The sequence below is a fragment of the Thioalkalivibrio sp. ALE12 genome (assembly GCF_000381105.1).
GTDB lineage: Bacteria > Pseudomonadota > Gammaproteobacteria > Ectothiorhodospirales > Ectothiorhodospiraceae > Thioalkalivibrio.
Genome location: NZ_KB905908.1, coordinates 197,911 through 218,780 on the forward strand (window position 1 = coordinate 197,911; position 20,870 = coordinate 218,780).

At 65.1% G+C, this 20,870-nt stretch carries 22 protein-coding genes and 4 tRNA genes; 6 read left to right on the forward strand and 20 right to left on the reverse strand.

All coding sequences use genetic code 11. From position 1 onward, the window contains the following. Nucleotides 1–9: 9 nt before the first annotated feature. The 14 genes from F614_RS0108405 to F614_RS0108470 all read right to left on the reverse strand — a co-directional run bounded on the left by F614_RS0108405 (nt 10) and on the right by F614_RS0108470 (nt 11,481). Nucleotides 10–1,092, reverse strand: a complete 1,083-nt coding sequence (locus F614_RS0108405; RefSeq protein WP_018877056.1) for an NAD(P)/FAD-dependent oxidoreductase — start codon at nt 1,090–1,092, stop codon at nt 10–12. Between the two features lie 22 nt (nt 1,093–1,114). Continuing rightward, nucleotides 1,115–2,209 (reverse strand): biotin/lipoate A/B protein ligase family protein, encoded by a 1,095-nt coding sequence (locus tag F614_RS0108410; protein WP_018877057.1) that lies wholly within the window; start codon nt 2,207–2,209, stop codon nt 1,115–1,117. Further along, entirely contained in the window at nt 2,202–3,383 is a 1,182-nt protein-coding gene (locus F614_RS0108415; RefSeq protein ID WP_018877058.1) for a radical SAM protein, read from the reverse strand. Before F614_RS0108415 ends, F614_RS0108410 begins: the two co-directional genes overlap by 8 nt. A 106-nt stretch (nt 3,384–3,489) precedes the next feature. After that, nucleotides 3,490–3,927, reverse strand: coding sequence for a glycine cleavage system protein H (locus F614_RS0108420; protein ID WP_012982053.1), 438 nt, complete (start codon nt 3,925–3,927; stop codon nt 3,490–3,492). A 36-nt stretch (nt 3,928–3,963) separates the two neighbouring features. Continuing rightward, a complete protein-coding gene (locus tag F614_RS0108425) occupies nt 3,964–4,371 on the reverse strand; it encodes a DsrE family protein (protein WP_026279299.1) in 408 nt (135 codons plus the stop codon). Nucleotides 4,372–4,379: 8 nt separating this feature from the next. Next, a complete protein-coding gene (locus tag F614_RS0108430) occupies nt 4,380–4,826 on the reverse strand; it encodes a glycine cleavage system protein H (RefSeq protein WP_018867548.1) in 447 nt (148 codons plus the stop codon). A gap of 110 nt (nt 4,827–4,936) precedes the next feature. Next, entirely contained in the window at nt 4,937–5,848 is a 912-nt protein-coding gene (locus F614_RS0108435) for a CoB--CoM heterodisulfide reductase iron-sulfur subunit B family protein (protein ID WP_018867549.1), read from the reverse strand. Further along, nucleotides 5,841–6,557: a 4Fe-4S dicluster domain-containing protein gene (locus F614_RS0108440; protein WP_018867550.1), complete on the reverse strand. Its 717-nt coding sequence runs from the start codon at nt 6,555–6,557 to the stop codon at nt 5,841–5,843. Before F614_RS0108440 ends, F614_RS0108435 begins: the two co-directional genes overlap by 8 nt. Before the next feature lie 49 nt (nt 6,558–6,606). After that, nucleotides 6,607–7,479: a hypothetical protein gene (locus tag F614_RS0108445; protein WP_019558707.1), complete on the reverse strand. Its 873-nt coding sequence runs from the start codon at nt 7,477–7,479 to the stop codon at nt 6,607–6,609. Then, complete coding sequence (locus F614_RS0108450; protein ID WP_018877060.1) at nt 7,418–8,446, reverse strand: FAD-dependent oxidoreductase; 1,029 nt, start codon at nt 8,444–8,446, stop codon at nt 7,418–7,420. Before F614_RS0108450 ends, F614_RS0108445 begins: the two co-directional genes overlap by 62 nt. A gap of 23 nt (nt 8,447–8,469) precedes the next feature. Beyond that, on the reverse strand, nt 8,470–9,876 hold the full coding sequence (locus tag F614_RS0108455; protein WP_018867553.1) for a heterodisulfide reductase-related iron-sulfur binding cluster: 1,407 nt from the start codon (nt 9,874–9,876) through the stop codon (nt 8,470–8,472). Nucleotides 9,877–9,919: 43 nt separating this feature from the next. Continuing rightward, nucleotides 9,920–10,594, reverse strand: coding sequence for a 4Fe-4S dicluster domain-containing protein (locus F614_RS0108460; protein WP_017941141.1), 675 nt, complete (start codon nt 10,592–10,594; stop codon nt 9,920–9,922). A gap of 189 nt (nt 10,595–10,783) precedes the next feature. Continuing rightward, nucleotides 10,784–11,014 carry a sulfurtransferase TusA family protein gene (locus tag F614_RS0108465; RefSeq protein ID WP_017941140.1) on the reverse strand — a complete coding sequence of 77 codons (231 nt, stop codon included), beginning with the start codon at nt 11,012–11,014 and terminating at the stop codon, nt 10,784–10,786. 137 nt (nt 11,015–11,151) lie between these two features. Continuing rightward, nucleotides 11,152–11,481: a rhodanese-like domain-containing protein gene (locus tag F614_RS0108470; protein WP_018867554.1), complete on the reverse strand. Its 330-nt coding sequence runs from the start codon at nt 11,479–11,481 to the stop codon at nt 11,152–11,154. Nucleotides 11,482–11,680: 199 nt separating this feature from the next. Between F614_RS0108470 and F614_RS0108475 the strand changes: the two genes are divergently transcribed. The 3 genes from F614_RS0108475 (at nt 11,681) to soxB (ending at nt 15,435) form a co-directional block, all read left to right on the forward strand. Continuing rightward, on the forward strand, nt 11,681–12,034 hold the full coding sequence (locus F614_RS0108475) for a hypothetical protein (protein WP_018867555.1): 354 nt from the start codon (nt 11,681–11,683) through the stop codon (nt 12,032–12,034). 76 nt (nt 12,035–12,110) lie between these two features. Then, nucleotides 12,111–13,532, forward strand: coding sequence for a M48 family metalloprotease (locus F614_RS0108480; RefSeq protein ID WP_026329836.1), 1,422 nt, complete (start codon nt 12,111–12,113; stop codon nt 13,530–13,532). A 94-nt stretch (nt 13,533–13,626) separates the two neighbouring features. Then, the gene (gene soxB / locus F614_RS0108485) at nt 13,627–15,435 is read left to right on the forward strand and encodes a thiosulfohydrolase SoxB (protein ID WP_018877062.1); all 1,809 of its coding nucleotides are present in this window, start codon (nt 13,627–13,629) and stop codon (nt 15,433–15,435) included. A gap of 142 nt (nt 15,436–15,577) precedes the next feature. Here the strand turns inward: soxB and F614_RS0108490 are convergent, their stop codons facing one another. The 5 genes from F614_RS0108490 to F614_RS0108510 form a co-directional block, all read right to left on the reverse strand. After that, nucleotides 15,578–16,009: an RT0821/Lpp0805 family surface protein gene (locus F614_RS0108490; RefSeq protein WP_018877063.1), complete on the reverse strand. Its 432-nt coding sequence runs from the start codon at nt 16,007–16,009 to the stop codon at nt 15,578–15,580. A gap of 196 nt (nt 16,010–16,205) precedes the next feature. Beyond that, a tRNA-Lys gene (locus F614_RS0108495) sits at nt 16,206–16,281 on the reverse strand. A 16-nt stretch (nt 16,282–16,297) separates the two neighbouring features. Further along, a tRNA-His gene (locus tag F614_RS0108500) sits at nt 16,298–16,373 on the reverse strand. A 40-nt stretch (nt 16,374–16,413) separates the two neighbouring features. Then, nucleotides 16,414–16,490 (reverse strand) — tRNA-Arg (locus F614_RS0108505). A 67-nt stretch (nt 16,491–16,557) separates the two neighbouring features. Beyond that, nucleotides 16,558–16,634, reverse strand: a tRNA-Pro gene (locus F614_RS0108510). A gap of 173 nt (nt 16,635–16,807) precedes the next feature. Between F614_RS0108510 and F614_RS0108515 the strand changes: the two genes are divergently transcribed. Next, nucleotides 16,808–17,683, forward strand: a complete 876-nt coding sequence (locus F614_RS0108515; RefSeq protein ID WP_018867252.1) for a GGDEF domain-containing protein — start codon at nt 16,808–16,810, stop codon at nt 17,681–17,683. A 107-nt stretch (nt 17,684–17,790) separates the two neighbouring features. Continuing rightward, complete coding sequence (gene folD, locus F614_RS0108520) at nt 17,791–18,654, forward strand: bifunctional methylenetetrahydrofolate dehydrogenase/methenyltetrahydrofolate cyclohydrolase FolD (protein ID WP_018867251.1); 864 nt, start codon at nt 17,791–17,793, stop codon at nt 18,652–18,654. A gap of 30 nt (nt 18,655–18,684) precedes the next feature. On the opposite strand, the gene gltX is transcribed toward folD, so the two are convergent. Continuing rightward, the gene (gene gltX / locus F614_RS0108525; protein ID WP_018867250.1) at nt 18,685–20,118 is read right to left on the reverse strand and encodes a glutamate--tRNA ligase; all 1,434 of its coding nucleotides are present in this window, start codon (nt 20,116–20,118) and stop codon (nt 18,685–18,687) included. A 236-nt stretch (nt 20,119–20,354) separates the two neighbouring features. On the opposite strand from gltX, the gene F614_RS0108530 reads away from it, so the two are divergent. Further along, a complete protein-coding gene (locus F614_RS0108530) occupies nt 20,355–20,870 on the forward strand; it encodes a peptidylprolyl isomerase (protein WP_018137548.1) in 516 nt (171 codons plus the stop codon).

A 20,870-nucleotide genomic window follows, 5' to 3' on the forward strand; every position in this document is an offset into this window, starting at 1 on the left:
CGGGTCCGATTACGCGGCCCGGTCACCATCGTTGAAATACTCGGAAAATGCAATCCATCCGCGGCGCTGGGTGGCGTCTTCCTGCGCCCGCGGGGTTCGCCAGTGTTCGTTGAGGAAGGCACGCCGTTCGCAGGCCCGCTCCAGCGCCGGCCCGTACTGGTCGCGCATCTCCTCGTCGTAGTCGGCGAAGGCCTCGGCATCGCCTTCCAGGTGGCCGATCGCGGCCTCGCCGGCGGCCTCGCCCGACACCACGGCGGCGGCGATGCCGGCGCCGGTGATGGGGTGGGTCAGCCCGGCGGCATCGCCGACAAACAGGACATCCCCCGCCACCAGTGACTCCCGCAGGCCGCCGACCGGGATCGCCCCGCCGGTGCGGTAGCGGATCTCTTCGCCCAGCAGGCCCTGCTCCACAAGCTGGGCGTGCAGGGACTCCAGCGGGGCCTTAAGGTCACCGGCGATCCGCTTGTCGGCGCCCAGACCAAGGTTGGCCCATTCCCCCTTGGGGAACAGCCACGCGTAGCCACCCGGATAATCGTCGGAGAGCCAGACATCGGTTGCGGTATAGGCCTTTTTCAGCGGCACGGTGTACTGGCGCGTCTGCACCGTGGGCAGAGACTCCAGGCCGAGCGATTCGGCGACCGGAGAATGCGGACCGTCGGCGGCAATCAGCACGCGATAGCCGACCTCCTGCTCCGCGCCCTGATGTTTCACCCGGGCGACGTGACGCTCGGCATCCACCGCCATCAGCGGCGTGGAGGTGACCAGCTGCGCCCCGTTCGCCTCGGCCGCACGGATGATGGCGCGGTCGAACTCGCCGCGATCCACCATCAGGCCGGGGAAGTCGGAATGCTCGACGGTGCCGGAGGGCAGGAAGCTCTGCATGGAATCGATGCGCTGCAGCAGAACGCCCTCGGGCTTTGCATAAGCGCCCATCGGGTTGGGGATAAACTCGGCGCACTGCACCGGCTCGCCAAACGCCTTGTTGCGCTCGACCGCCAGCACCGACAGCCCGGCCGCGGCACATACGCGCGCGGCGGAGGCCCCGCCGGGCCCCAGCCCCACCACCAGGACATCGACCCTGGACGGCAGCATCAGCGAAGGCTCCCTGCGCGGCTCACTGCGCGGCCGCCGAGTCGACCTCGGCCTGCGCCAGGGCCGACTGGATGGCGGCGATGAAGTCGTCGGCCGTGAGCTGCAGCATCTCCACGTCGCGTTCCGCGAAGAATGCACGCACGCGATCCTCCATCTCCGCCTGCGGCGTATCGCGCAGGGCAGCTTCCAGGTCCGCGATGGTACGCGCCGGCTTGACGAAGATATCGCCGGTAATCCAGAGCTGCTTGAGGCGCTTGCGCTCGGGATCGAGCGCCGCACCCACGCGCATCAGGCCACCGTCGGACTTGAAGATGCTCTCGAACATCGGGGCATCGGTCGCCGGGCGGTTGCGCTGGTACACCCACTCCTCGGTATCGATCTCGGCCAGGGCCGCGTCGAAGGCGCGACGCTCTTCCGGCAGCAGATCGGCGGCCTCGGTGCGCACACCGAACTCCTCGGCGAAGGCACGCGCGATGGCGTCCTTCACCACATCCAGGGCCGGCATCTCCTCCAGCAGCGTCGCCAGGTTCACGACCCGGTCCCGGGCGGACTCGATCGCCTTGTTCGAGAGCTTCTCGGCCGGAATGCGCAGGATGCGCAGCATGTCCTCTACATCGAATTCGATCAGCAGCGTGCCCTGATACATGATCGACTCGCCATCGAAGGCGCCGCCGGTACCGGAGATCTTGCGGCCATCGACCTCGATGTCGTTACGCGGGCGGAACTGCGCGTCCACGCCCAGCGAGCGCATGCCCGCGGCCGCCGCGTTGCAGATGCGGGCGGCGATCTGGCCCATGTCCGCCGTGCCGAGGAAGCGCTTGTCCAGGTACAGCTCCCAGCCGAGCTGCGTGGCATCGAAATAGATCGCACCGCCGCCGGTAATGCGCCGCTGGATCGCGATCCCGTGCTCCTTGCAGTACTCGGTGTTGATCTCCTGGTCGACGTTCTGGTGAAAGCCCACCAGCGCGCAGGGCTCGAACTGCAGGAAGCGCAGGGTATGCGGGGAAACGCCTTCCTGGTGACACTCCAGCAACGAGCGGTTGAAGGCCATGTTCTCGGCCGCCGGGCGCAGCCCGGTGTCCAGGACGCGCAGGGTCGTCTGATCGCGTTCAGGCATGACAGCCACCCCCGGATGCCACTTCGCCGCCTTCGGTCACGATGCGGATGCCGCCCAGGCCCTGGCGCGCCTTGCGCTCCTGTTCCCGACGGCGGGTCTCCTCCGCCACGATGGTGTCGAGGTCCAGCTCAACGCCGCTGCCGACGCCGGCGTCCTCGGCCATCACCTCGTCGCCGACCGCGATGGAACAGCAGGCCGGCGTGACCCGGACCTTCTTGCCCAGGCGCGCAGCGAGTTCCACCACACCCTCGGCCGGGTGCGCGATGCCGGACAGTCCCGCCATCACCGCGTAGCTGTCGATCTGGCTCTTGGCCTCGCCCGGCGGCCGGGCACACCCCAGCAGCAGCGACGTATCGCCCAGGCGCTCGCGCGCATCGTGGAAGAAGCGACCGACCGCGTGCACGTCCGGGGTCTCGAACGGACGGCTGGCCGGGGCGTAGAACGGCATGACCACCACCAACACCACCGCGTCGGGCAGATGGCGCGCCAGCATCTCCAGCGCGTTCCACTCGCCCAGCAGCTTGCCGTAGTGCAGGCCGATCACGATATGGGGGACCACCTTCATGTTGGTGTTCACCAGGCTCTCGAGCGTCTGCTCGAAGTCATCCACGCTACGGCGCAGGTGATAGACCTGGGTGATCGTGTCCTGGGCACCGATCACGTCCATCATAGCCGCGTCGATGCCGGCCTGCTCCATGGACAACGCGATGTCGTCATCCACCAGCGCCGTGTGCATGGCAATACGGAACTCGGGGAACTCGTCCTTGATCCGGCGGATGGTGGAGTAGTACGGGTCGTACTCCACCTCGTTGCGATGGTTGGAGCCTCCGGTCAGCAGCATGCCCTGGGCCCCCGACTCGATCACACCATTCACCTGGCGCCAGAGATCCTCCGGGGTGCGGACGGGGATCATCGGCTCCAGGATCTTCGCCTTGCAGTGATCGCAGGCCAGCTTGCAGTCACCGCCGGTGATGGACATGGCCGGCCAGGCACTCTTGCCGCAATCGGCCAGTTCCGTCGACTGATAGGACTTGAACGTCGGGGTGTAGAAGTGCACGGAACCCGGGTCACCGCTGTGTCGCAGGCTGTGCTGGAGGTCATCAACCAGCGACGGATCGACAGGGACGTCCTCGAGGGGCTCGACCCGCTGGATTACATCGTTCCAGCTCGTCATGGGCGTTCTCCGGGTTCGGCGAATTTCTTGAAGGTTTTACTCGGGTATTACCGAAAAAAAGGGGCCGCCGACCTCGAGGGAACGGCGGCCCGGACCGGAACCGGGATCAGCAGCCGCCGAAACCGTCCGCTTCCATCTTGGCTTCGAAGGCCGCCAGGGCATCGGAGCCGGTCTTCAGATCACCGACTTCGCCGTCCCAGTCTTCCGGCTTCAGCTTGATCAGCCAGCCTTCGCCGTAGGGATCTTCGTTGATCAGCCCCGGATTGGCAGCAACCTTGTCGTTGGTCTCGGTGACTTCACCGGTGACCGGGGTCTTCGCCGGACCCACCCACTTGCCGGATTCGACGGTGGTGCAGGACTTGTCCTTCTTGACCGTCTTGCCAACCTTCTTCGGGGTGTAGGACACGATCGTGCCCGCCAGCGAACAGGCGTAGGAAGTCAGGCCGACCGTCGCGGTACCGTCGCTTTCCTTGCGCACCCAAACGTTGTTTTCAACGTTGTACATCAGATCTTCCGGAATATCACAACCCCGAACTGCACCCATGTCTTCCTCCAGGAATATTCAAATAAAGCGGGAAAATTAAAACGTTATCGTTTTATCACTGCGTAGTATCAGGTCGGCTAGTTCGCTCGCCCGATTCACTTCATCGACTTCGTCGATGAGATCCGAAGACGCGTCGATTCTATACCCCGGCAGCGCGGGCTGGCAAACGTGCAGCCGCACTCCGGCGCGCTTCGCGTCCTGAATAAAATCCTTGATCAATTTGCCGTCTTCCATGGCCCGGAGATCGTCCGCGACCCCCTTCTCCATCAGGCGCACGCCTTCCATAGTGAAGAAGATATAGACATCCACGTCCATGGACGCCATCACGGAACCGAGATAGAACGGGGTGGCACAGCGCCCCGGCGTCGACGGGCCCGAGGTCATGATGATCACGACCGTCTGCTCGTCGTTGTCCAGGTAGTAGTCGTCGTCGAGATTCGCCATGGTTTCGCTCACCGCAGCTTGCGCTGGCACTGGATGTCGTCATCCTTGGCCCGCTTGCAATAGCCTTCCTCGGCCTTGTCCCCGGTGAGGAACTCCTCCAGCGCCGCCTCGACCCCATTGGTCGGCTCGACCCGGGCGATCCATGCATTGTACGGATCGGAGTTCAGCAGCACCGGATTCTCCAGCACCTCGTCATTGCCCTCGACGATCTTGCAGTCGATGAAGTTCGGGATCGGGCCTGCCCACTTGCCACTCTCGATGGTCGCCACCGGCTTGCCCGGGGGGCGTCGCGTGCCGGGGCGCCGAACGCGCACGTGGATGATCTTCCCCGCGATCGTCTGCGACAGGTCGGTCATCCCCACGGTCAGGGTGTCGTCGTCCTCGCGGCGCAGCCAGATCTGGAACTCGTCGTCGTAGAACAGTTCAGGGTGAAACTCGCAGCCGTTGCAATCCATGTTACGCCTCGTTCCCGGGACCGAGCGGACCCGTGCCTCCACAAAAAACGGGCGCCAGGCGCCCGTCTTCTGAACTCGTCAATGGGCCATGCTGGGCATGGATCGGGGGATCAGATGACCCCCTTCTCCTTCAGCAGACCGATCGAGTCACTCACGTTTTCGTGAATGCCCAGCTTGCGCGGGGACAGGCCCATAGCCAGACCCAGCAGCTGGGTGAAGTACAGCACCTTCACGTCGGTCTTGATCCCGAACTCGGTCTCGGCGCGCACCTGATGCATCTCCAGGCCGGAGTGGCAGGTCGGGCACTCGGTCGCGATCACTTCCGCGCCGGAATCCTCGGCCGACTGCAGCAGGTTCAGCACCAGCTGGGTCGAGGTGTCGGAGTCCGACAGCGTATGCGCCCCGCCGCAGCAGGAGGTCTTCAGAGGATACTCGACGTTCACCGCACCGGCGGCTCCCAGCAGATCATCCATGAAGTGCGGCTGGTAGCTGGAGTCGGAACCCGGACCATTGTCCTTCTCGGGGAAGATCTGGCGCGGCCGGGTATACATGCAGCCGTAGTAGTTGGCGACCTTGATGCCGTTCAGGCTCTTGGTCATCTTCTGCTTGATCCCCTCGGGACCCAGCTCTTCCATCAGCCACTCGAGCAGGTGCAGCGTGCGCACGTCGCCGCTGTAGACCGGGTCGTCCGACTTGCGCGCCAGATCCTGGACGGTATTCATCGCGTCCTCGGAGGTAGCAGTCTCGTACTCGGCCTTCTTCAGGTTGTGGTAGCAGCCGTTGCACGGCGCCATCACGGTGTCCATGCCCATCTGCTCGGAGGCGATCGCCATGTTCCGCGCGGACAGGTAGGTCTGCAGCATGGGATGGACATTCTTCACCTCCATCGCGCCACAGCAGTTCCAGTCCCGCAGGTTCTCCATCTCGAGACCCAGCGCCTTGACCAGCACGCGGGTGGAGCGGTCGTACGGCCCACCGGAGCCCTCGAGCGCGCAACCCGGATAGTAAGCAACCTTAGCCATGAGCGGCCTCCTTCTGTTCGCGCACGTAATTCTTCAGCACGTCCCCGGTCTTGCCCCAGGACTTCGTGCGCGGCGTATGAATCGTGTTGAAGCCCATCGCCATCAGATGCTTCACCGGCAGGTGCTTCATCATGCGGAAGATGAACACCTTCAGCCATTCCTGCACCAGCGGCTGGCCGGTCTTCTTGAAGAAGTTCTGCATGACCTTGCCGTCTTCGATGCGGCCGGTCTTGTAGATCTGGTCGGCAAACTCTTCGTCGAAGTGCGTGGACGGGGCCTTCTCGGTAATCCCTTCCTCTTCCATCCAGTGCGCCAGGGCCTTCATCACACCTTCCGGCTTCACGTCCTTCGGGCAGATGTTCGTGCACTTGTTGCACGAGACGCACTGCCAGATGATGTCCTTGTCCTTGACCAGCTCTTCCTTCATGCCCAGGCGGGTCAGGTAGATCCAGTAGCGCGGATTGAACTGCACGTTCTGCGCGTACATCGTGCAGGAGTTCGTGCACGAACCGCACTGCCAGCAGCGGTGGACGTTTTCGCCACCCGCGAAGCTCTGGATCTTCGATTCGAAATCGTCGTCGTAATCGCGCACCGTGCGCGGGGCGATCATGGTGTTCCAGTGGCCGGACACATCCACCCCGTCGACCACCAGCTCGTCGTGCTGCTGGAGGCGCTCGTCCTCGATCAGTGCCTTTTCATGTATTGCCATGACGTCTCTCCGAAAACCTGTGTAGCCAGGCTCAAGTTCGTTCCGTTATTCAATGCAGCGACGCATCGGTTCCTTTCAGGCGACCTTCCGGGGAGTCGATCCCCAGCATCTTGACAGCCAGTTCCAGCGGGTCCTGCTTGGTGCCGAACTGGTTGTCGATCATCCCCAGACTCATCGACAGCGACCGGGCATAGTCCGAATAGGCCTGCACCCAGACCAGGTCCGTCACGAACGGCAGGTCCCGATAGAAGCCTTCCTCGGCCAGCGCATCGAAAAACCAGCGCCGCGCCCCCTCGATCGCCCCGACCGAATCCCCGATGGGGATCGACCGGAGGGTGTCATTGCCGCGGATAAACTCCCGCAGCGCACCCGTCGTGGTCGACGTATCCCAGACCCAGCGACACACCAGCGGCATGGCCTCGGGGTCCGCGAAGTGCAGGATCTCGGCACCGAAGTCCCAGATCGCTCGCCGCAGCTTCTTGTCGTCGGCCGCCAGGTCCGCGAACCCGGCGAGGCGCTCGTTGACCTCGACATCCGGCCGGACCAGCGCCCGAACCCCGTCGACCAGCGCACCCTGTCGTTCGGCCATCAACGCGCCCAGCTTACGCCGGACCGAGAACACCAGACCGCCAAGGGTCCGGACATCTTCGGCATCGATCTCGTCGCCCTTGGCCACGATCGCGGCAAACACCTCGTGCTTCGACCGCAGGGCCTCGATGAAGGTCTCCAGTCCGTCGACCCCGCCGGCCTCGGCGATGGCCTCGTTCAGACTGTTCAGCTTCGTCGCAAGGATCTCCTTGTCGAAGCTGACCTCCAGCGGCTCCGGGGCAAGCCCGGAAGCCGCCGCGTCGCTAACGACCTCAGCCGGCTTTCTGAACCAGCGCATGCAGATCCGCAACCGCGCGACCACCAGCGGCGGCACCCTGGGCGATCGAGTCATCGATCGTCTCGGGACCGTAGGCCGCACCGCAGGAATAGACGCCCTTACGGGTGGTGCCACAGGTGTTGGTGTACTGCTCGGCGCGCTCCAGGAAGCCGTGCTTCTCGAGCCCGACACCGAAGACCTGCGAGATCTCGGGATTGTCGGCGTTCGGGTCCATGCCGATCGCGTGCACCACGATGTCGAACGGGATGACGATCGGACGCTTGACCAGGGTGTCTTCGCCCTTGACCAGCAGGCGGCCATCACCAGAGGCCGTCACTTCGGCGATACGCGCCTTGACGAACTTGGTTTTGAACTCTTCCTGGGACTTCCAGTAGAACTTGTCTTCGTACAGGCCGAAGGTCCGGATGTCCATGTAGTAGATGAACACGTCGGTTTCCGGCGAGATCTCCTTGATCTCCATCGCCAGGTTGGCGGACACGGTGCAGCAGATCTTGGAGCACCACTCGCGGCCGATCTGGCGGTCACGGGAACCCACGCACAGCAGGATGCAGACCCGCTCGGGCACACGGCCGTCGGACGGGCAGGCGATCTTGCCGCTGGCGACCATCTGCTCCATCTGGGTGGTGGTCAGGACGTCTTCGTACGTCCCGAAACCCCACTCCGGCTTGTTGATGGAGTCGAAATGGGTAAAGCCGGTGGCGAGCACCACGGCGCCGGCCTGGACCGATTCGCCATTGGTCAGGGTCGCGGTGAAGTTGCCGGCTTCGCCGTCCAGCTTCTCGACCTTGGCGCCCTTGTGCACGGTGGCGTTCGAGTCATCCTCGACACGCTTGACCATGCGGCCGATGGCGTCCTTCGCCCACTCGCCGGAGGGCACCAGCTTGGCGTAGCCCGAGAGGATCGGGGCGCCCCCCAGGACGTCTTCCTTCTCGACCATCACGGCCTTGAAGCCAGCCGAGGTGACATTCGCGGCGGCGGCCAGACCGGCCGGGCCACCACCCACTACTAGAACGGTATCTTGCTGCATCAGACCTTGCCCCCGTAAGCGAGTTCAGGATTGTAGAGGTATTCGATATTGCCGGCCTCGACCTCCTTCAGGTACTCCTGGAAGGTCTTCTTGGCCTCGGACCAGGACATGCCCATCTTCTCGACCAGGTCCTCGCAGGGCGACGCATGCCACTGCAGCTGGACGATCTTGAACGGATCCGCACCGCAGGCCAGGGCCGCGAACTGGACTTCCGCCATGATCGGAATCTGGAAGTTCTGGTTGTGGGCCTTACCGATCCACTGGTTCTTGTCCATGGTGGTGACGCAGCCGGTGTCGTTGGCCAGCATCACGTCGGCGTTGGCTTCCTCGCGGGCCACGCGGATCTTGCGATCCATCGTGAACGAGCGGGTGAACTCGCGCTCGGAGATGATGTGGCGGAAGCCGAAGCCGCAGCAGTCGTACCAGGTCGAGTAGTCGATCACCTGCGCACCCAGGGCCTGGGCGGTGGAGGTGATGATCGCGGTACGGTTGCCACCCAGCACGGACGGATCGTACACCGCGTCCTCGTGCACCATCTTGTAGTAATGGCAGGCCACGTGGGCGGTGGTGCGGATGTTGGAGACGTCGATGGTCTGCAGCTCGGAGGCGATGCGGTTGCGCATCACGTGCACCCACTCGGAGTAGTGGATGATCTCTTCCGGGATGACCAGCTTGCCGTCGACCAGGCGCCCCAGCTTGCCAAGGATCTTGGTGACCTTTTCGCGCAGCTCGGCGGACTCCACCAGATACTTGCGGATCTCCTTGTAGTTGCCGAAGGAGGTGCCGCAATGGACCAGCGGGTAGAAGTGACCCAGCTCGTGCCCGTGCTGCTTGCCGGAGACGTAGGCCTGGTGGAAGTTGCGCAGGAACACCGCCGCCAGCGACTCGACGTTCCCGATACCGGAACCGTGGTAGTTCCACGCGGTGCAGGAGGTCTGGTCGGTCTCGTCGAGGTAGTCCTTGCCCGGCTCGAAGCCGAACTTGTTCATGAACCACAGCAGCGAGGTCGGGTAGCCCGGGATGTTGCCGCACTGGCCGCAGGACTTGTGGTGCCACAGCTGCTTGGTCGGGACCTTCTTCTCCCAGCCGAACAGGGTGTTCACCGACATCGGCTCGTGCTGATCCTCGATGCGATGGATGATGATCTGGCCGTCCTTCTCGAGCTCGTACATATGCTCGCGGACGTCATCCATGCGATCACCAAGATCGATGGTGCGGCGGTCGACGTGCTTGCGCACCCAGTCGGTGGCCTTGACCGCGTCTTCCTTCGACAGATCGGTCGACTGGAAGAACGAACCGTGACCGGCAATGCCCTGGCCGTCGGTGTTGTGGTAGCCCGGCTTCATGGTGCCGGCGCCAGCGCCTTCACCATTCTGGTTGTGATTGCCTGGGGTCTGTTCACTCATAACGCTTCTCCTGATGTCTTGGATGCGGGATTCGGCGAGCGACTTATTCGTCGTCTTCCTCTTCCTGCTCCTCGAGCCAGTCTTCGTAGTCCTCGCGCTTCTCGTCGATGAAGTCTTCGATCACGTCGAAGAGGTTCTCGTCCATCAGTTCGAGGGACTTCAGGACCCCGGTCATTTCCCAGATGGTGTACATCTCGACCGAGGTCTTCAGGGACACTTCCCAGGCGGTCTCGACCGTCTGCAGCGTCTTCACCGGAATCGCCTTGCGCAGGATGCGCAGATCGCCTTCCACCTTCTGGATGTTGGGGCCCCAGTCAGGGAAGTGATCGGGCTGGATCATGTCGGGGGACAGCTGGTTACCCGTGGTGATCAGCTTGAGCATCACGCGGCCGAACGGACGGAGTACGTCCTTCGCGGACTGCATCTCGTGCTTGATGGCCACTTCGCGCATGATCGCGACCAGGCCACCGGGAGAGTTCTTGAACGGGCAGCGCGCCGCACAGGTCATGCACTGGGCGCAGGCCCAGATCTTTTCCTGCATCGCGTCGTAGATCTGCTCGACGTTCTCGGTCCAGAGCAGCTGGACGATCTCGCGTGGCGAGTAATCGTAGAACTGGGCGGACGGGCACGTGGCCGTGCAGATCCCGCAGTTCAGGCAGCCGTTGAGCTCGTGGTCGTAGCGAAAATCCCCGCGGATATCGTCGAAGATTTGCTGCATCTCAGCGTATGTCGCCATATCTCACACCTCTTCGCTTTAGGCGATGCAGGTTTCTTTGTGAACCTTGCGCAGCCAGCCTAGACCTCGTCCAGGCACCAATCCAGTTACCGCATGGCAACCGTCGTTATTCAGGATTCGGGGCGGTCAACCCTTGCGGATTGCCGCCCCGAATCAAGCGTTTGAAACGCTTCAGGCCTTCTTTACGAGGAAGTAGAACTTGCCGCCTTCTTCCTTGTGTTCCATCAGCTCGTTGCCGGTTTGCTTGGCGAAGGCCTGGAAGTCCTTCACGGCGCCCGGATCGGTGGCGATGATATGCAGAACCTGGCCGGCGTCCATCGCGGCGAGCGCCTTCTTGGCGCGCAGAATGGGCAGCGGGCAGTTCAGGCCGGAAGCATCGAGTTCTTGGTCAAAGTTGGCCATCGTTTCTCTCCTTTGAGTGCGTTTTATCAGTCGGGTACTGCAGTCCGAATCGGGCCCTGAACGCGACAGCCTCGACCGAACAGTTACCTGCCGAATTCCCCCTTATAGGCGAAACGGCATCGGAATACAACCGAATTCTAATCCGGGCTTACCACCGGCTTGCCCGTCTGTGCCCAGCCGACGATACCGCCACGCAGGCTGCTGGCGCAGTCGACACCCTGCTGGGCGAGAAAGGCACAGGCCTGCGCGGAACGCGCGCCACTCTGGCAGTAGATCACCAGCGGCGTGTCGTCGCCGGTGAACTCGTCCTTGCGCATCGGCAGGGTCGCCAGCGGGATCAGCTCGGCACCCGGAATGACCCCGCGCCCGGTCTCGCCCGGCGAGCGCACGTCGAGCAGGCGAAAGGTCTTGCCTTCGCTGCGCCACTGCTCCAGTTCGTCCGGGGTGATCTCGCTGAATCCGTACACGCTGTGCTCCGGGTCGTCTCGTCGTGGAATGCGAACTCTCGCGACTCCCGCCGGCATGCCTTCGGCGCTGACAGCGCAAGAGTGGGCGCGGAGCATAGCGAAACCGGCCGCAAATGCAAACAAGTCCGACGGCGGGCAGGTGGATGGTCGCCCGTGGCGAAAAGTTCTGCTATGGTCGCTCCCGCTTCAGGAAACGCTGATGCATACTGATCAGCTTCATTGCTTCGCGGAGGATATCCCGGTGGACAAGAGCGAATTCCAGGTGGACGGCCATTACGCCGTCACGCTGAAAGACGAAAACGGCAAGCTGCGCCCCGCCAACATCTATGTGCACGACATGCAGGACGACTACATGATCGCGCGCCGCACCTCCGGTGGCGACGTCGGCCTGCTGTTCAAGATGGGCTACGACGACATCGTTAAGAAGGTCCGGACTCACAAGGTACTGGATCGCAAGAAGTTCATGGTGCCCGAGGCGATGCTCAAGCCGAAGCTGTGGGAAACCCGTGACAGCATGCGCACCTATTCGTCGGCCCCGGGGCTTGGCAAGTAACTACGCCTCCCGGCATTGCCGCAATGCAGGGCCGGCGCCCGCCGGCCCTCGCGGCCTGCTGTTTATTGCTCATTTCCTGCTCGCCGCGCTGCTGGCGCTGGCACTACTGGCGGCCCCGCCCGCCCACTCCGGCGGGGTCTCCCTCCCTGATCTCGGCGAGGCCTCCGGCGGCGTCCTGACCCCCGCCGAAGAACGCGAGCTCGGTCGCTCGCTGCTGCGCGAGATCCGCCGCACCGCCCCGCTGGTCACCGACCCCGAGGTCGTGTTCTACGTGGACTCGCTCGGGCGCCAGCTCCTGGCTAACGCCCCCAGTGCAGACGGCCCCTTCTACTTCCTGACCGTAGACAACGGCCAGGTCAACGCCTTTGCGATGCCCGGGGGCATCATCGGCATTCACGCCGGACTGATCCTCGAGGTACGCGATGAAGCCGAACTGGCGGCGGTCATGGCACACGAGATCGCCCATGTGACCCAGCGTCACCTGGCGCGCATGTTCGCGCGCGGGCGCGACATCAACTTCACCACCGGCCTGGCGATCCTGGCGGGCATCCTCGCCTCCGCGGTCGACCCGACGCTGGGCTCGGCGGTCATCACCGGCGGCGTGGCCGGCGGCATCCAGCAGCAGATCAACTTCACCCGCGCGAACGAGGCCGAGGCCGACCGCGCCGGCATGCAGATCCTGCAAGGCACCGGGTTCGACCCGCACGCGATGGCGGATTTCTTCGAGCGGTTGCAGGAGCTCTCGCGCGGGGTCGGCGACCAGGTACCGGAATACCTGCGCACCCACCCGGTAACCCTCGACCGCATCACCGATGCCCGCAACCGGGCCAGCCAGATGGCCGCGACCGAAACCCGCGCCCGCGGGCCCGAATTCGAATGGATGCAGGCCCGCGTGCAGGCCCTGAAAGACCCGCGCCGCACCCTGGAGCGCTTTCGCGCGACGGACGCCCCATCCCCCGCGCGGCGCTATGGCGCAGCCGTCGCCTATCTCGAGCGCGGAGAGGCCTCCCGCGCGCGCGAACAACTGGAACGGCTCGATGCCGCCGATGCCCCCGGGCTGACCCTCGAGCTGGCGTTCACCGCCCTGCTGCGCGAGGAGGGCGAACATGAACAGGCCCTCGAGCGGCTCCAGGACCTGGACGCGGTGTACCCCGGCCACCCGGTGATCCGGGAACGCCTCGCCCGCGTACACCGGGATCTTGGCCAGCCCGATCGCGCGATCCGCATCCTGTCGGACATGGTCCGCCAGGAGGCCGCCCCCAACCCGGAGCTGCTGCGCCTGCAGGCCGACATCGCGGACGGCGCGGGCTATGTTGCAATCAGCCGCGAAGCCATGGCCGAATACTTCTTCCACCGCGCTCAGTATGAAGAAGCGGTCCGCCAGTTCGAGGCCGCCATGGACGCCTCGGATGCCAGCGATCGGGACCGCCAGCGTATCGAGGACAAGCGTGACTCCGCCCGCGAGACCGCGCGCGAGGCCCGCGAGGGGCGGCGCTAGGGAATGCACGCCGGCAACGGATCGTCTACCTCGCGTCGCAAAATGTCTTTACTGCCATTCACCACCAACCCGGAATAGAGAGGTAGGATTCCTCATGCACATCTCACGCCGAGAATTCATGCAGTTGCTGGCCGCCGCCAGCGCCGCCGGTTTCCCCCTGGGCACCGCTGCCTGCAGCAACAACAAGGGCGGCACCGCGGGTGATCCCTACGATGCGCTGGATCGCTTCGGCAACGTGCACCTGCTGCACTACACCGACTGCCACGCCCAGCTGAAGCCGATCTACTTCCGCGAACCGAACATGAACCTCGGCGTGGCCGACATGCGCAATCGCCCGCCGCATATCGTGGGCGAGCACTTCCTCAAGCACTACGACATCGAGCGCGACAGCATCTACGCGCACGCCTACACCAATCTCGACTTCATGGAAGCGGCCGAGAAATACGGTCGTGTGGGCGGCTTCGCGCACCTCAAGACCCTGGTCGACAAGCTGCGTGACTCCCGCCCGAACGCCCTCCTGCTGGATGGCGGCGATACCTGGGGCGGCGGCTCCGGCTCCGCGCTGTGGACCAACGCGCAGGACATGGTGGATGCACAGAAGCTGCTGGGCATCGACATCATGACCGGCCACTGGGAATTCACCTACGGCGCCGACCGCGTCGAAGAGGTCGTGAACGGCGACTTCGCCGACGCAGGCATCGACTTCGTGGCCCAGAACGTGCGCGACGTGGACTGGGGTGATCGGATCTTCAAGCCCTACGTGATCCGCGAGATGAATGGCGTGAACGTGGCGGTCGTAGGTCAGGCCTTCCCCTACACCCCCATCGCCAACCCGCGCTGGATGGTGGAGCAGTGGTCCTTCGGCATCCGCCCGGACGACATGCAGGAACAGGTCAACGCGGCCCGCGCGGAGGGCGCCGAGATCGTCGTCGCCCTGTCGCACAACGGCATGGACGTGGACATCAAGATGGCCGGTATGGTCGAGGGACTGGACGCCATCATGGGTGGCCACACCCACGACGCCGTGCCGCAGCCGCTGCCGGTGGAGCGCCCCGATGGCGGCACCTGCCTGGTCACCAACGCCGGCTCCAACGCCAAGTTCGTCGGCGTGCTGGACTTCGACTTCCGCGACGGCGCGATCCAGGACTGGGAATACCGCCTGGTGCCGGTGTTCGCCGAGATGCTGCCGGAACACCCGGGCATGGCCTCGTTCATCCACAACATGCGCAACAGCGAGGTCACCTGGAAGGGCGAAACCTTCAACATGGAGGAAAAGCTGTCCGAAGAACTGGCGGTCACCGACGACCTGCTTTACCGCCGCGGCAATTTCAACGGCACCTTCGACCAGCTGATCTGCGACGGCCTGATCGAATACAACGACGCCCAGATCTCCTTCTCCCCGGGCTTCCGCTGGGGCACCACGGTGCTGCCGGGCATGCCCATCACCTTCGAGCACGTGATGGACCAGACCGGCCTGACCTATCCGGAGATGACCCGCAACACCTTCACCGGGGCCCAGATCAAGGACATCCTGGAAGACGTCGCGGACAACCTCTACAACGCCGACCCCTTCTACCAGCAGGGCGGCGACATGGTGCGCGTCGGCGGCCTGAAATATGCCATCGATCCGACCGCCGAGATCGGCAACCGGATCTCCGAGATGGAACTGGACGGCCGCAAGCTGGATGCCGACAAGGAATACGTCGTCGCCGGCTGGGCCAGCGTGCAGCAGAATGTTCCGGGCGGTGTCGGGGTCGACATCTGGGATGGTGTCGCCGAATACCTGCGCAGCCTGGACGGCAACGTACGCATCAGCGACCTCAACGAACCCAAGGTCAAGGGTATCGGCGAGGACAACCTCGGTTTCGTTCCGACCACCGAGGACATGTACCGCCGCTCCTGATCGGTTGCCGGCACCCGTCCGGGCCTTGCCTGGAACGAGAAAGCCCCGCTCATGCGGGGCTTTTTTGTGGCTGCGCGGCTCTCGACAGCCGTGCTTGACCGGTTACCACCGGAACCCAAGACTGAGCGATCACGCCTGGACGTCAGACGTTCACCCAGCGCCCGCTGGCATCGCGGCAGGCCGTGCCCGTGATGGTCTCCGGATATCCGTCCATCGTTGCCTGCACCTGATACTCGCGGCAGTCCTGCCCCGAGGAACGGTAGGTGCGGGTGGGCGTGGCCTGATACTGATGCCCGGTGTTCGGATTGCGCCAGGTCGAGCTCTGCCGGTCCGGGACCGTCTCCAGCGTGCGCGACACCCGCATCCGGTCGACATCGTCCATGCTGCGCCCCACCGAACCGCCGATCGCCGCACCCGCCAGGGTGCCGGCAATAATCGCGGCGGTACGCCCGCGCCCGCCGCCGATCTGACTGCCGATCGCGCCCCCGGCGGCCCCGCCGATCAGGGCCCCGGTCTGCTGCTTGCTGATCGTCTGACATCCGGTCAGAAAGGCCACCGAACCAACCAATGCCATAATCAAAAACAATCGCCCTGCCATTTTCCACCTCCCGCCGTTTCCAACCGCCTTGATCGGACATCACGCGGTTAGCTTACGCCCGCGCATCTGAACGACAGGTGAAGGAATGGCGGACAGGAGGTGTACCCAGCAAGACACAGAAAGACGCCCGCAGCAGCCGCCAGGCACCCTGTAGGGAATAACGAAAAGGAAATGGTGGGCCGTGTAGGAATCGAACCTACAACCAATGGATTAAGAGTCCACTGCTCTACCAATTGAGCTAACGGCCCCCGGAACAAAAGGGGATGGGGTGACCGATGGGACTCGAACCCACGACAACCGGAGTCACAATCCGGGACTCTACCAACTGAGCTACGGTCACCACCGTGTCACTGTACAGCTACTTGCGCGAGGGGCGGCCCTGGCGCGCCCGGCAGGACTCGAACCTGCAACCGTCGGCTTAGAAGGCCGATGCTCTATCCGGTTGAGCTACGAGCGCGTTACCGCCGAGCATTGGGGCCATGGCGCCTGATTCGAACCTGCCTGCAAGCCTTGGCCGGGAGCCATGGTCGGGGTAGAGGGATTCGAACCCCCGACATCCTGCTCCCAAAGCAGGCGCGCTACCAGACTGCGCTATACCCCGTCGAGCCGTCCCCGCAAAAAGGGCCTACACAGCGAGCGCAGGATGGTAGCGCCGGAAGAGGGGACCGGTCAAGGAAAAAGGGGGAAATTTCGACCTGGCTCGCCCCCGGCAGCCGCCTGTCGTGGTAACGTCAAACCGAATCGTACGCAAGGCCGCGTCGCAGGGAGAAACGGATGCTCGACTGGGTAGCCAGTACGGCCATTGTGCTGGGGGCGGCAGGCCTTCTGTACGCCCAGTGGAAGCTCGCCCAGCTCCTGCGCCAACTGCCGCAAAGCCGCGTGCGTACGGGCTGGAAGATGATGGCCTTCCTGGTCCCGGTGTTCACCCTGGGCTATTTCGGCTACATCCCGTTGAACTGGGGCCTCTACCAGGGCCTGCCGGACCTGCTGGTCCCGGTGATCTTCCTGCTGGGCGGCTGTTTCGTCTGCACCGTGGTCGGCCTGACCTACAGCTCGGTGGAAAAGATCCGCCGCGTCACGCGGCTGGAGCATGAATCCATCACCGACCCGCTGACCGGTCTGTTCAACCGGCGGCACATGGATCGCCGGCTGGAAGAGGAGGTCTCCCGCGCGCGGCGCTACGGCCAGCCTCTCTCCCTGGTGATGCTGGACATCGACCAGTTCAAGCCGATCAACGACCGCCTCGGTCACCTGATCGGCGACTACATCCTGACCACCCTCGCCGAACGCATGCGACTGGTACTGCGGCGCTCCGACCTGGCCGCGCGTTTCGGCGGGGAGGAATTCGTCGTGATCGCCCCGCATACCGACCTCGAGGCGGCCATGGCCCTGGGTGACAAGCTGCGCAACGCAATCGCCGGTACCCCGATCACCCTGACTGGGCACCAGGCGGCCCCGCCCTGCGCCCCGGACGAACTGACCGTCACCGTCAGCGTCGGCATCGCCAGCCTCGCCAGCGACCCACAAGCCAGCGAGACCGCCGAGACCCTGATCGCCCGCGCCGACGACGCGCTCTATCGCGCCAAGCAGGACGGCCGCAACCGTTGCGAGGCCAGCCCCGCCACAACCAGCCTCTCCGCGGCGCTGTAACGGATTCTTCCTGCGTCCGCCGACAACACGGATTCCCGCCCGCGTCGGCTTGAGCGCCCGCCCCCGCCATGGGAAGATCGCGGGCATTCCTTCCAAGGCGAGACCCCATGACGGCCCAGCTCATCGACGGACGCGCGATCGGACAAAGTCACCGCGCACGGATCGCGACCGAGATCGAATCCATGACCGCCCGCGACCTGCGTCCGCCGGGTCTCGCCGTGGTCCTGGTCGGGACCAACCCGGCCTCCGAGGTGTACGTGCGCAACAAGCGCAAGGCCTGCGAACAGGTCGGCGTCGTCTCGCACTCCTACGACCTGCCGGCCGGCACCCCGCAGACCGACCTGCTGGCGCTGATCGACCAGCTCAACGCCGACCGCACCATCGACGGCATCCTGGTCCAGCTGCCCCTGCCCGACCACATCGACCCGGAAACGGTGATCGAGCGCATCTCTCCGGCCAAGGACGTGGACGGCTTCCACCCGTATAACGTCGGCCGCCTGGTGGCGCGCGTGCCGCGCCTGCGCCCGTGTACGCCCTGGGGCGTCATCCAGTTGCTGCGCCACATCGAGGAGCCGTTCAAGGGTCGCACCGCCTGCGTGATCGGTGCCTCCAACATCGTCGGGCGCCCGATGGCCCTGGAGCTGCTGCTGGCCGGCGCCACCCCGACCATCTGCCACCGCTTCACGCCGGACACCGCCGCCATCGCCCGCCAGTCCGACATCGTCGTCGCGGCCGTGGGCAAACCCGGCCTGGTCAAGGGCGACTGGATCAAGCCGGGGGCCACGGTCATCGATATCGGCATCAACCGCCGCGACGACGGGACGCTGACCGGGGACGTGGAATTCGATGCCGCCGCCGAGAAGGCCGCCTGGATCACGCCCGTGCCGGGCGGCGTCGGCCCGATGACCGTCGCGATGCTGCTGGACAACACCCTGCGCGCCCGCGCCTTCGGGACCCACGAAGCGGGCTGAGGACGCGCCCGGGCCCGCCCGGGACCCCGCTCAACCGGCCGCGGCAATCTCCTGCGCGGCCCGCAGCCGCGCCCGCACCCGCTCGCGCCCCAGATACTCCCAGATCCGCGGCAGCTCCGGGCCAAAGGTCTGCCCGGAGAGGGCTGCGCGCAGCGGCATGAACAGCTTGCGGCCCTTGGCACCCGTCGCGGCCCCCACGGCCTTGGCCAGCGCCGGGAAGTCCTCGGCCTCATCCAGCGCCGCCAGCGCGGCGCCATAGAACGCCGCCCCGGCCCCCGCCAGCTCCTCGCGGGCGCTGTCGCTGTACGGCATCGGGTCGTCCGCGAACGCCGCCACCCACACCGGGGCCTCGGCCGCCCGGCTGATGTTGTCCCGCAGCAGGCGCGCCAGGGCCGGTCGCTCTTCGGCGGCGACCCCCTCGAGCACACCGGCCGCTTCCAGATAGGCCTGCAGTGACTCGTCCGACAGCCCGCGCAGGGCCTCCGACTGCCAGTGTTCCAGCTGCTGCGGGTCGTGCCGGGCCGCGCTGTGCCCGATCCGCTCGCGGCTGAAGCCGGCCGCCAGCGCCTCGGCCGAGAGCAACTCGTCCGACTCGAAGCGATGCCCGAGCCGCGCCAGGTGGTTCAGGATCGCCAGCGGCAGATAGCCATCGGCGCGCAGCTCCTCGACGCTGGCGGAGCCGTTGCGCTTGGACAACGGCGCCCCGTCCTGCCCCATCACCAGCGGCAGGTGGTGATAGGCCGGCGCCACCAGCCCCAGCGCCTCCAGCAGCAGCATCTGGCGCGGGGTGTTGGCGATATGGTCCTCGCCGCGCACCACGTCGGTCACGCCCATCAGGGCATCGTCGATCGCATTGGAGAAGAAGAAGGCGGGCGTGCCGTCGGAGCGCCGGATCACGAAGTCGCCGATCTCGTCGGTCCGAAAGCTCACCGGCCCGCGTACCCCGTCCTCGAAACGGACCGTCCGGCCCAGCGGCACGCGAAAGCGCAGGGTCGGCTTCTGCCCCTCGGCCGCGCGCCGCTCGGCCTCCTCCGCGCTCAGGTGGGCGCAGGTCCCGGGATAGCGCGGCGGCTTGCCCTGGGCGCGCATGCGCTTGCGCCCGCGGTCCAGCTCGGCGGCCGAGCAGAAGCACGGATAGGCCAGCCCCTGATCGATCAACTGCCGGTAATAACCCGCGTAGAGTTCGCCGCGCTCGGATTGCGCGTAGGGACCGGCGTCACCCCCTGCGCCGAAGCCCTCGTCCCAGTCCAGGCCCAGCCAGCGGAGATCACGCTGCAGGGCCTCGACAAACTCCGGCCGCGAGCGCTCGGCATCGGTGTCCTCGATCCGCAGCAGGAAACGGCCGCCGCGCGACCGCGCCAGCAGCGCGCTGAACAGCGCGGTGCGGACGTTGCCCAGATGCAGCAGGCCGGTGGGACTGGGGGCGAAACGGGTTCGGGTCATGGTGTTCGTCATCGCGCGCATGGTAGCGGAGCGCCCGCGGCCTCACCAGCGCCGCCCCGCGACCTCCGCCCGCACGCTCCGGGCGAGGCGCGATTGAATGCGCATCCCCCGGGTGCGCCTGCTGGCAGCCCCCGCCGGTGGCGGGTACCATGCTCCCCTCGAATTCCCCGGAGGTCAGAACCATGCAGCGCATCCGCACCCGGCTTGCCATTGTGCTGGCCACCGCCCTTCTTGCCCTACTGCTTTCAGGAGCCCCCATGGCCGATACCAATCCGCAGGTCGCGATCGAAACCAACCATGGCCGCATCGTGCTGGAACTCAACGCCGAGGCCGCCCCGGAGACGGTCGCCAACTTCATGTCCTACGTGGATGATGGCTTCTACGACGGCACAATCTTTCACCGCGTGATCCCGGGCTTCATGGTCCAGGGCGGCGGCTTCGACAAGAACATGAGTCAGAAGTCCGCCGGCGAGCCGATCCGCAACGAGGCGGACAACGGCCTGAAGAACGAGGTGGGTGCGATCTCCATGGCCCGCACCCAGGATCCGCACTCGGCCACCGCGCAGTTCTTCATCAACGTGAACGACAACGACTTCCTCAATCACACGGCCCCGAATGCGCAGGGCTGGGGTTATGCGGTCTTCGGCAAGGTGACCGAGGGCATGGACGTCGTGCGTCAGATCGAGTCCGTGCCCACCGGGCGTTCCGGCATGCACCAGGATGTGCCGCAGGAGCCGGTCGTGATGGAAAGCGTGAAACGCGTCGAGGACTGA

What these genes read in the sequence shown, in the direction of transcription:
- F614_RS0108405 (WP_018877056.1), bottom strand. Translation starts at nt 1,092, where the DNA reads ATGCTGCCGTCCAGGGTCGATGTCCTGGTGGTGGGGCTGGGGCCCGGC.
- F614_RS0108410 (WP_018877057.1), bottom strand. Translation starts at nt 2,209, where the DNA reads ATGCCTGAACGCGATCAGACGACCCTGCGCGTCCTGGACACCGGGCTG.
- F614_RS0108415 (WP_018877058.1), bottom strand. Translation starts at nt 3,383, where the DNA reads ATGACGAGCTGGAACGATGTAATCCAGCGGGTCGAGCCCCTCGAGGAC.
- F614_RS0108420 (WP_012982053.1), bottom strand. Translation starts at nt 3,927, where the DNA reads ATGGGTGCAGTTCGGGGTTGTGATATTCCGGAAGATCTGATGTACAAC.
- F614_RS0108425 (WP_026279299.1), bottom strand. Translation starts at nt 4,371, where the DNA reads ATGGCGAATCTCGACGACGACTACTACCTGGACAACGACGAGCAGACG.
- F614_RS0108430 (WP_018867548.1), bottom strand. Translation starts at nt 4,826, where the DNA reads ATGGATTGCAACGGCTGCGAGTTTCACCCTGAACTGTTCTACGACGAC.
- F614_RS0108435 (WP_018867549.1), bottom strand. Translation starts at nt 5,848, where the DNA reads ATGGCTAAGGTTGCTTACTATCCGGGTTGCGCGCTCGAGGGCTCCGGT.
- F614_RS0108440 (WP_018867550.1), bottom strand. Translation starts at nt 6,557, where the DNA reads ATGGCAATACATGAAAAGGCACTGATCGAGGACGAGCGCCTCCAGCAG.
- F614_RS0108455 (WP_018867553.1), bottom strand. Translation starts at nt 9,876, where the DNA reads ATGAGTGAACAGACCCCAGGCAATCACAACCAGAATGGTGAAGGCGCT.
- F614_RS0108460 (WP_017941141.1), bottom strand. Translation starts at nt 10,594, where the DNA reads ATGCAGCAAATCTTCGACGATATCCGCGGGGATTTTCGCTACGACCAC.
- F614_RS0108465 (WP_017941140.1), bottom strand. Translation starts at nt 11,014, where the DNA reads ATGGCCAACTTTGACCAAGAACTCGATGCTTCCGGCCTGAACTGCCCG.
- F614_RS0108475 (WP_018867555.1), top strand. Translation starts at nt 11,681, where the DNA reads ATGCATACTGATCAGCTTCATTGCTTCGCGGAGGATATCCCGGTGGAC.
- soxB (WP_018877062.1), top strand. Translation starts at nt 13,627, where the DNA reads ATGCACATCTCACGCCGAGAATTCATGCAGTTGCTGGCCGCCGCCAGC.
- F614_RS0108490 (WP_018877063.1), bottom strand. Translation starts at nt 16,009, where the DNA reads ATGGCATTGGTTGGTTCGGTGGCCTTTCTGACCGGATGTCAGACGATC.
- F614_RS0108515 (WP_018867252.1), top strand. Translation starts at nt 16,808, where the DNA reads ATGCTCGACTGGGTAGCCAGTACGGCCATTGTGCTGGGGGCGGCAGGC.
- folD (WP_018867251.1), top strand. Translation starts at nt 17,791, where the DNA reads ATGACGGCCCAGCTCATCGACGGACGCGCGATCGGACAAAGTCACCGC.
- gltX (WP_018867250.1), bottom strand. Translation starts at nt 20,118, where the DNA reads ATGCGCGCGATGACGAACACCATGACCCGAACCCGTTTCGCCCCCAGT.
- F614_RS0108530 (WP_018137548.1), top strand. Translation starts at nt 20,355, where the DNA reads ATGGCCGATACCAATCCGCAGGTCGCGATCGAAACCAACCATGGCCGC.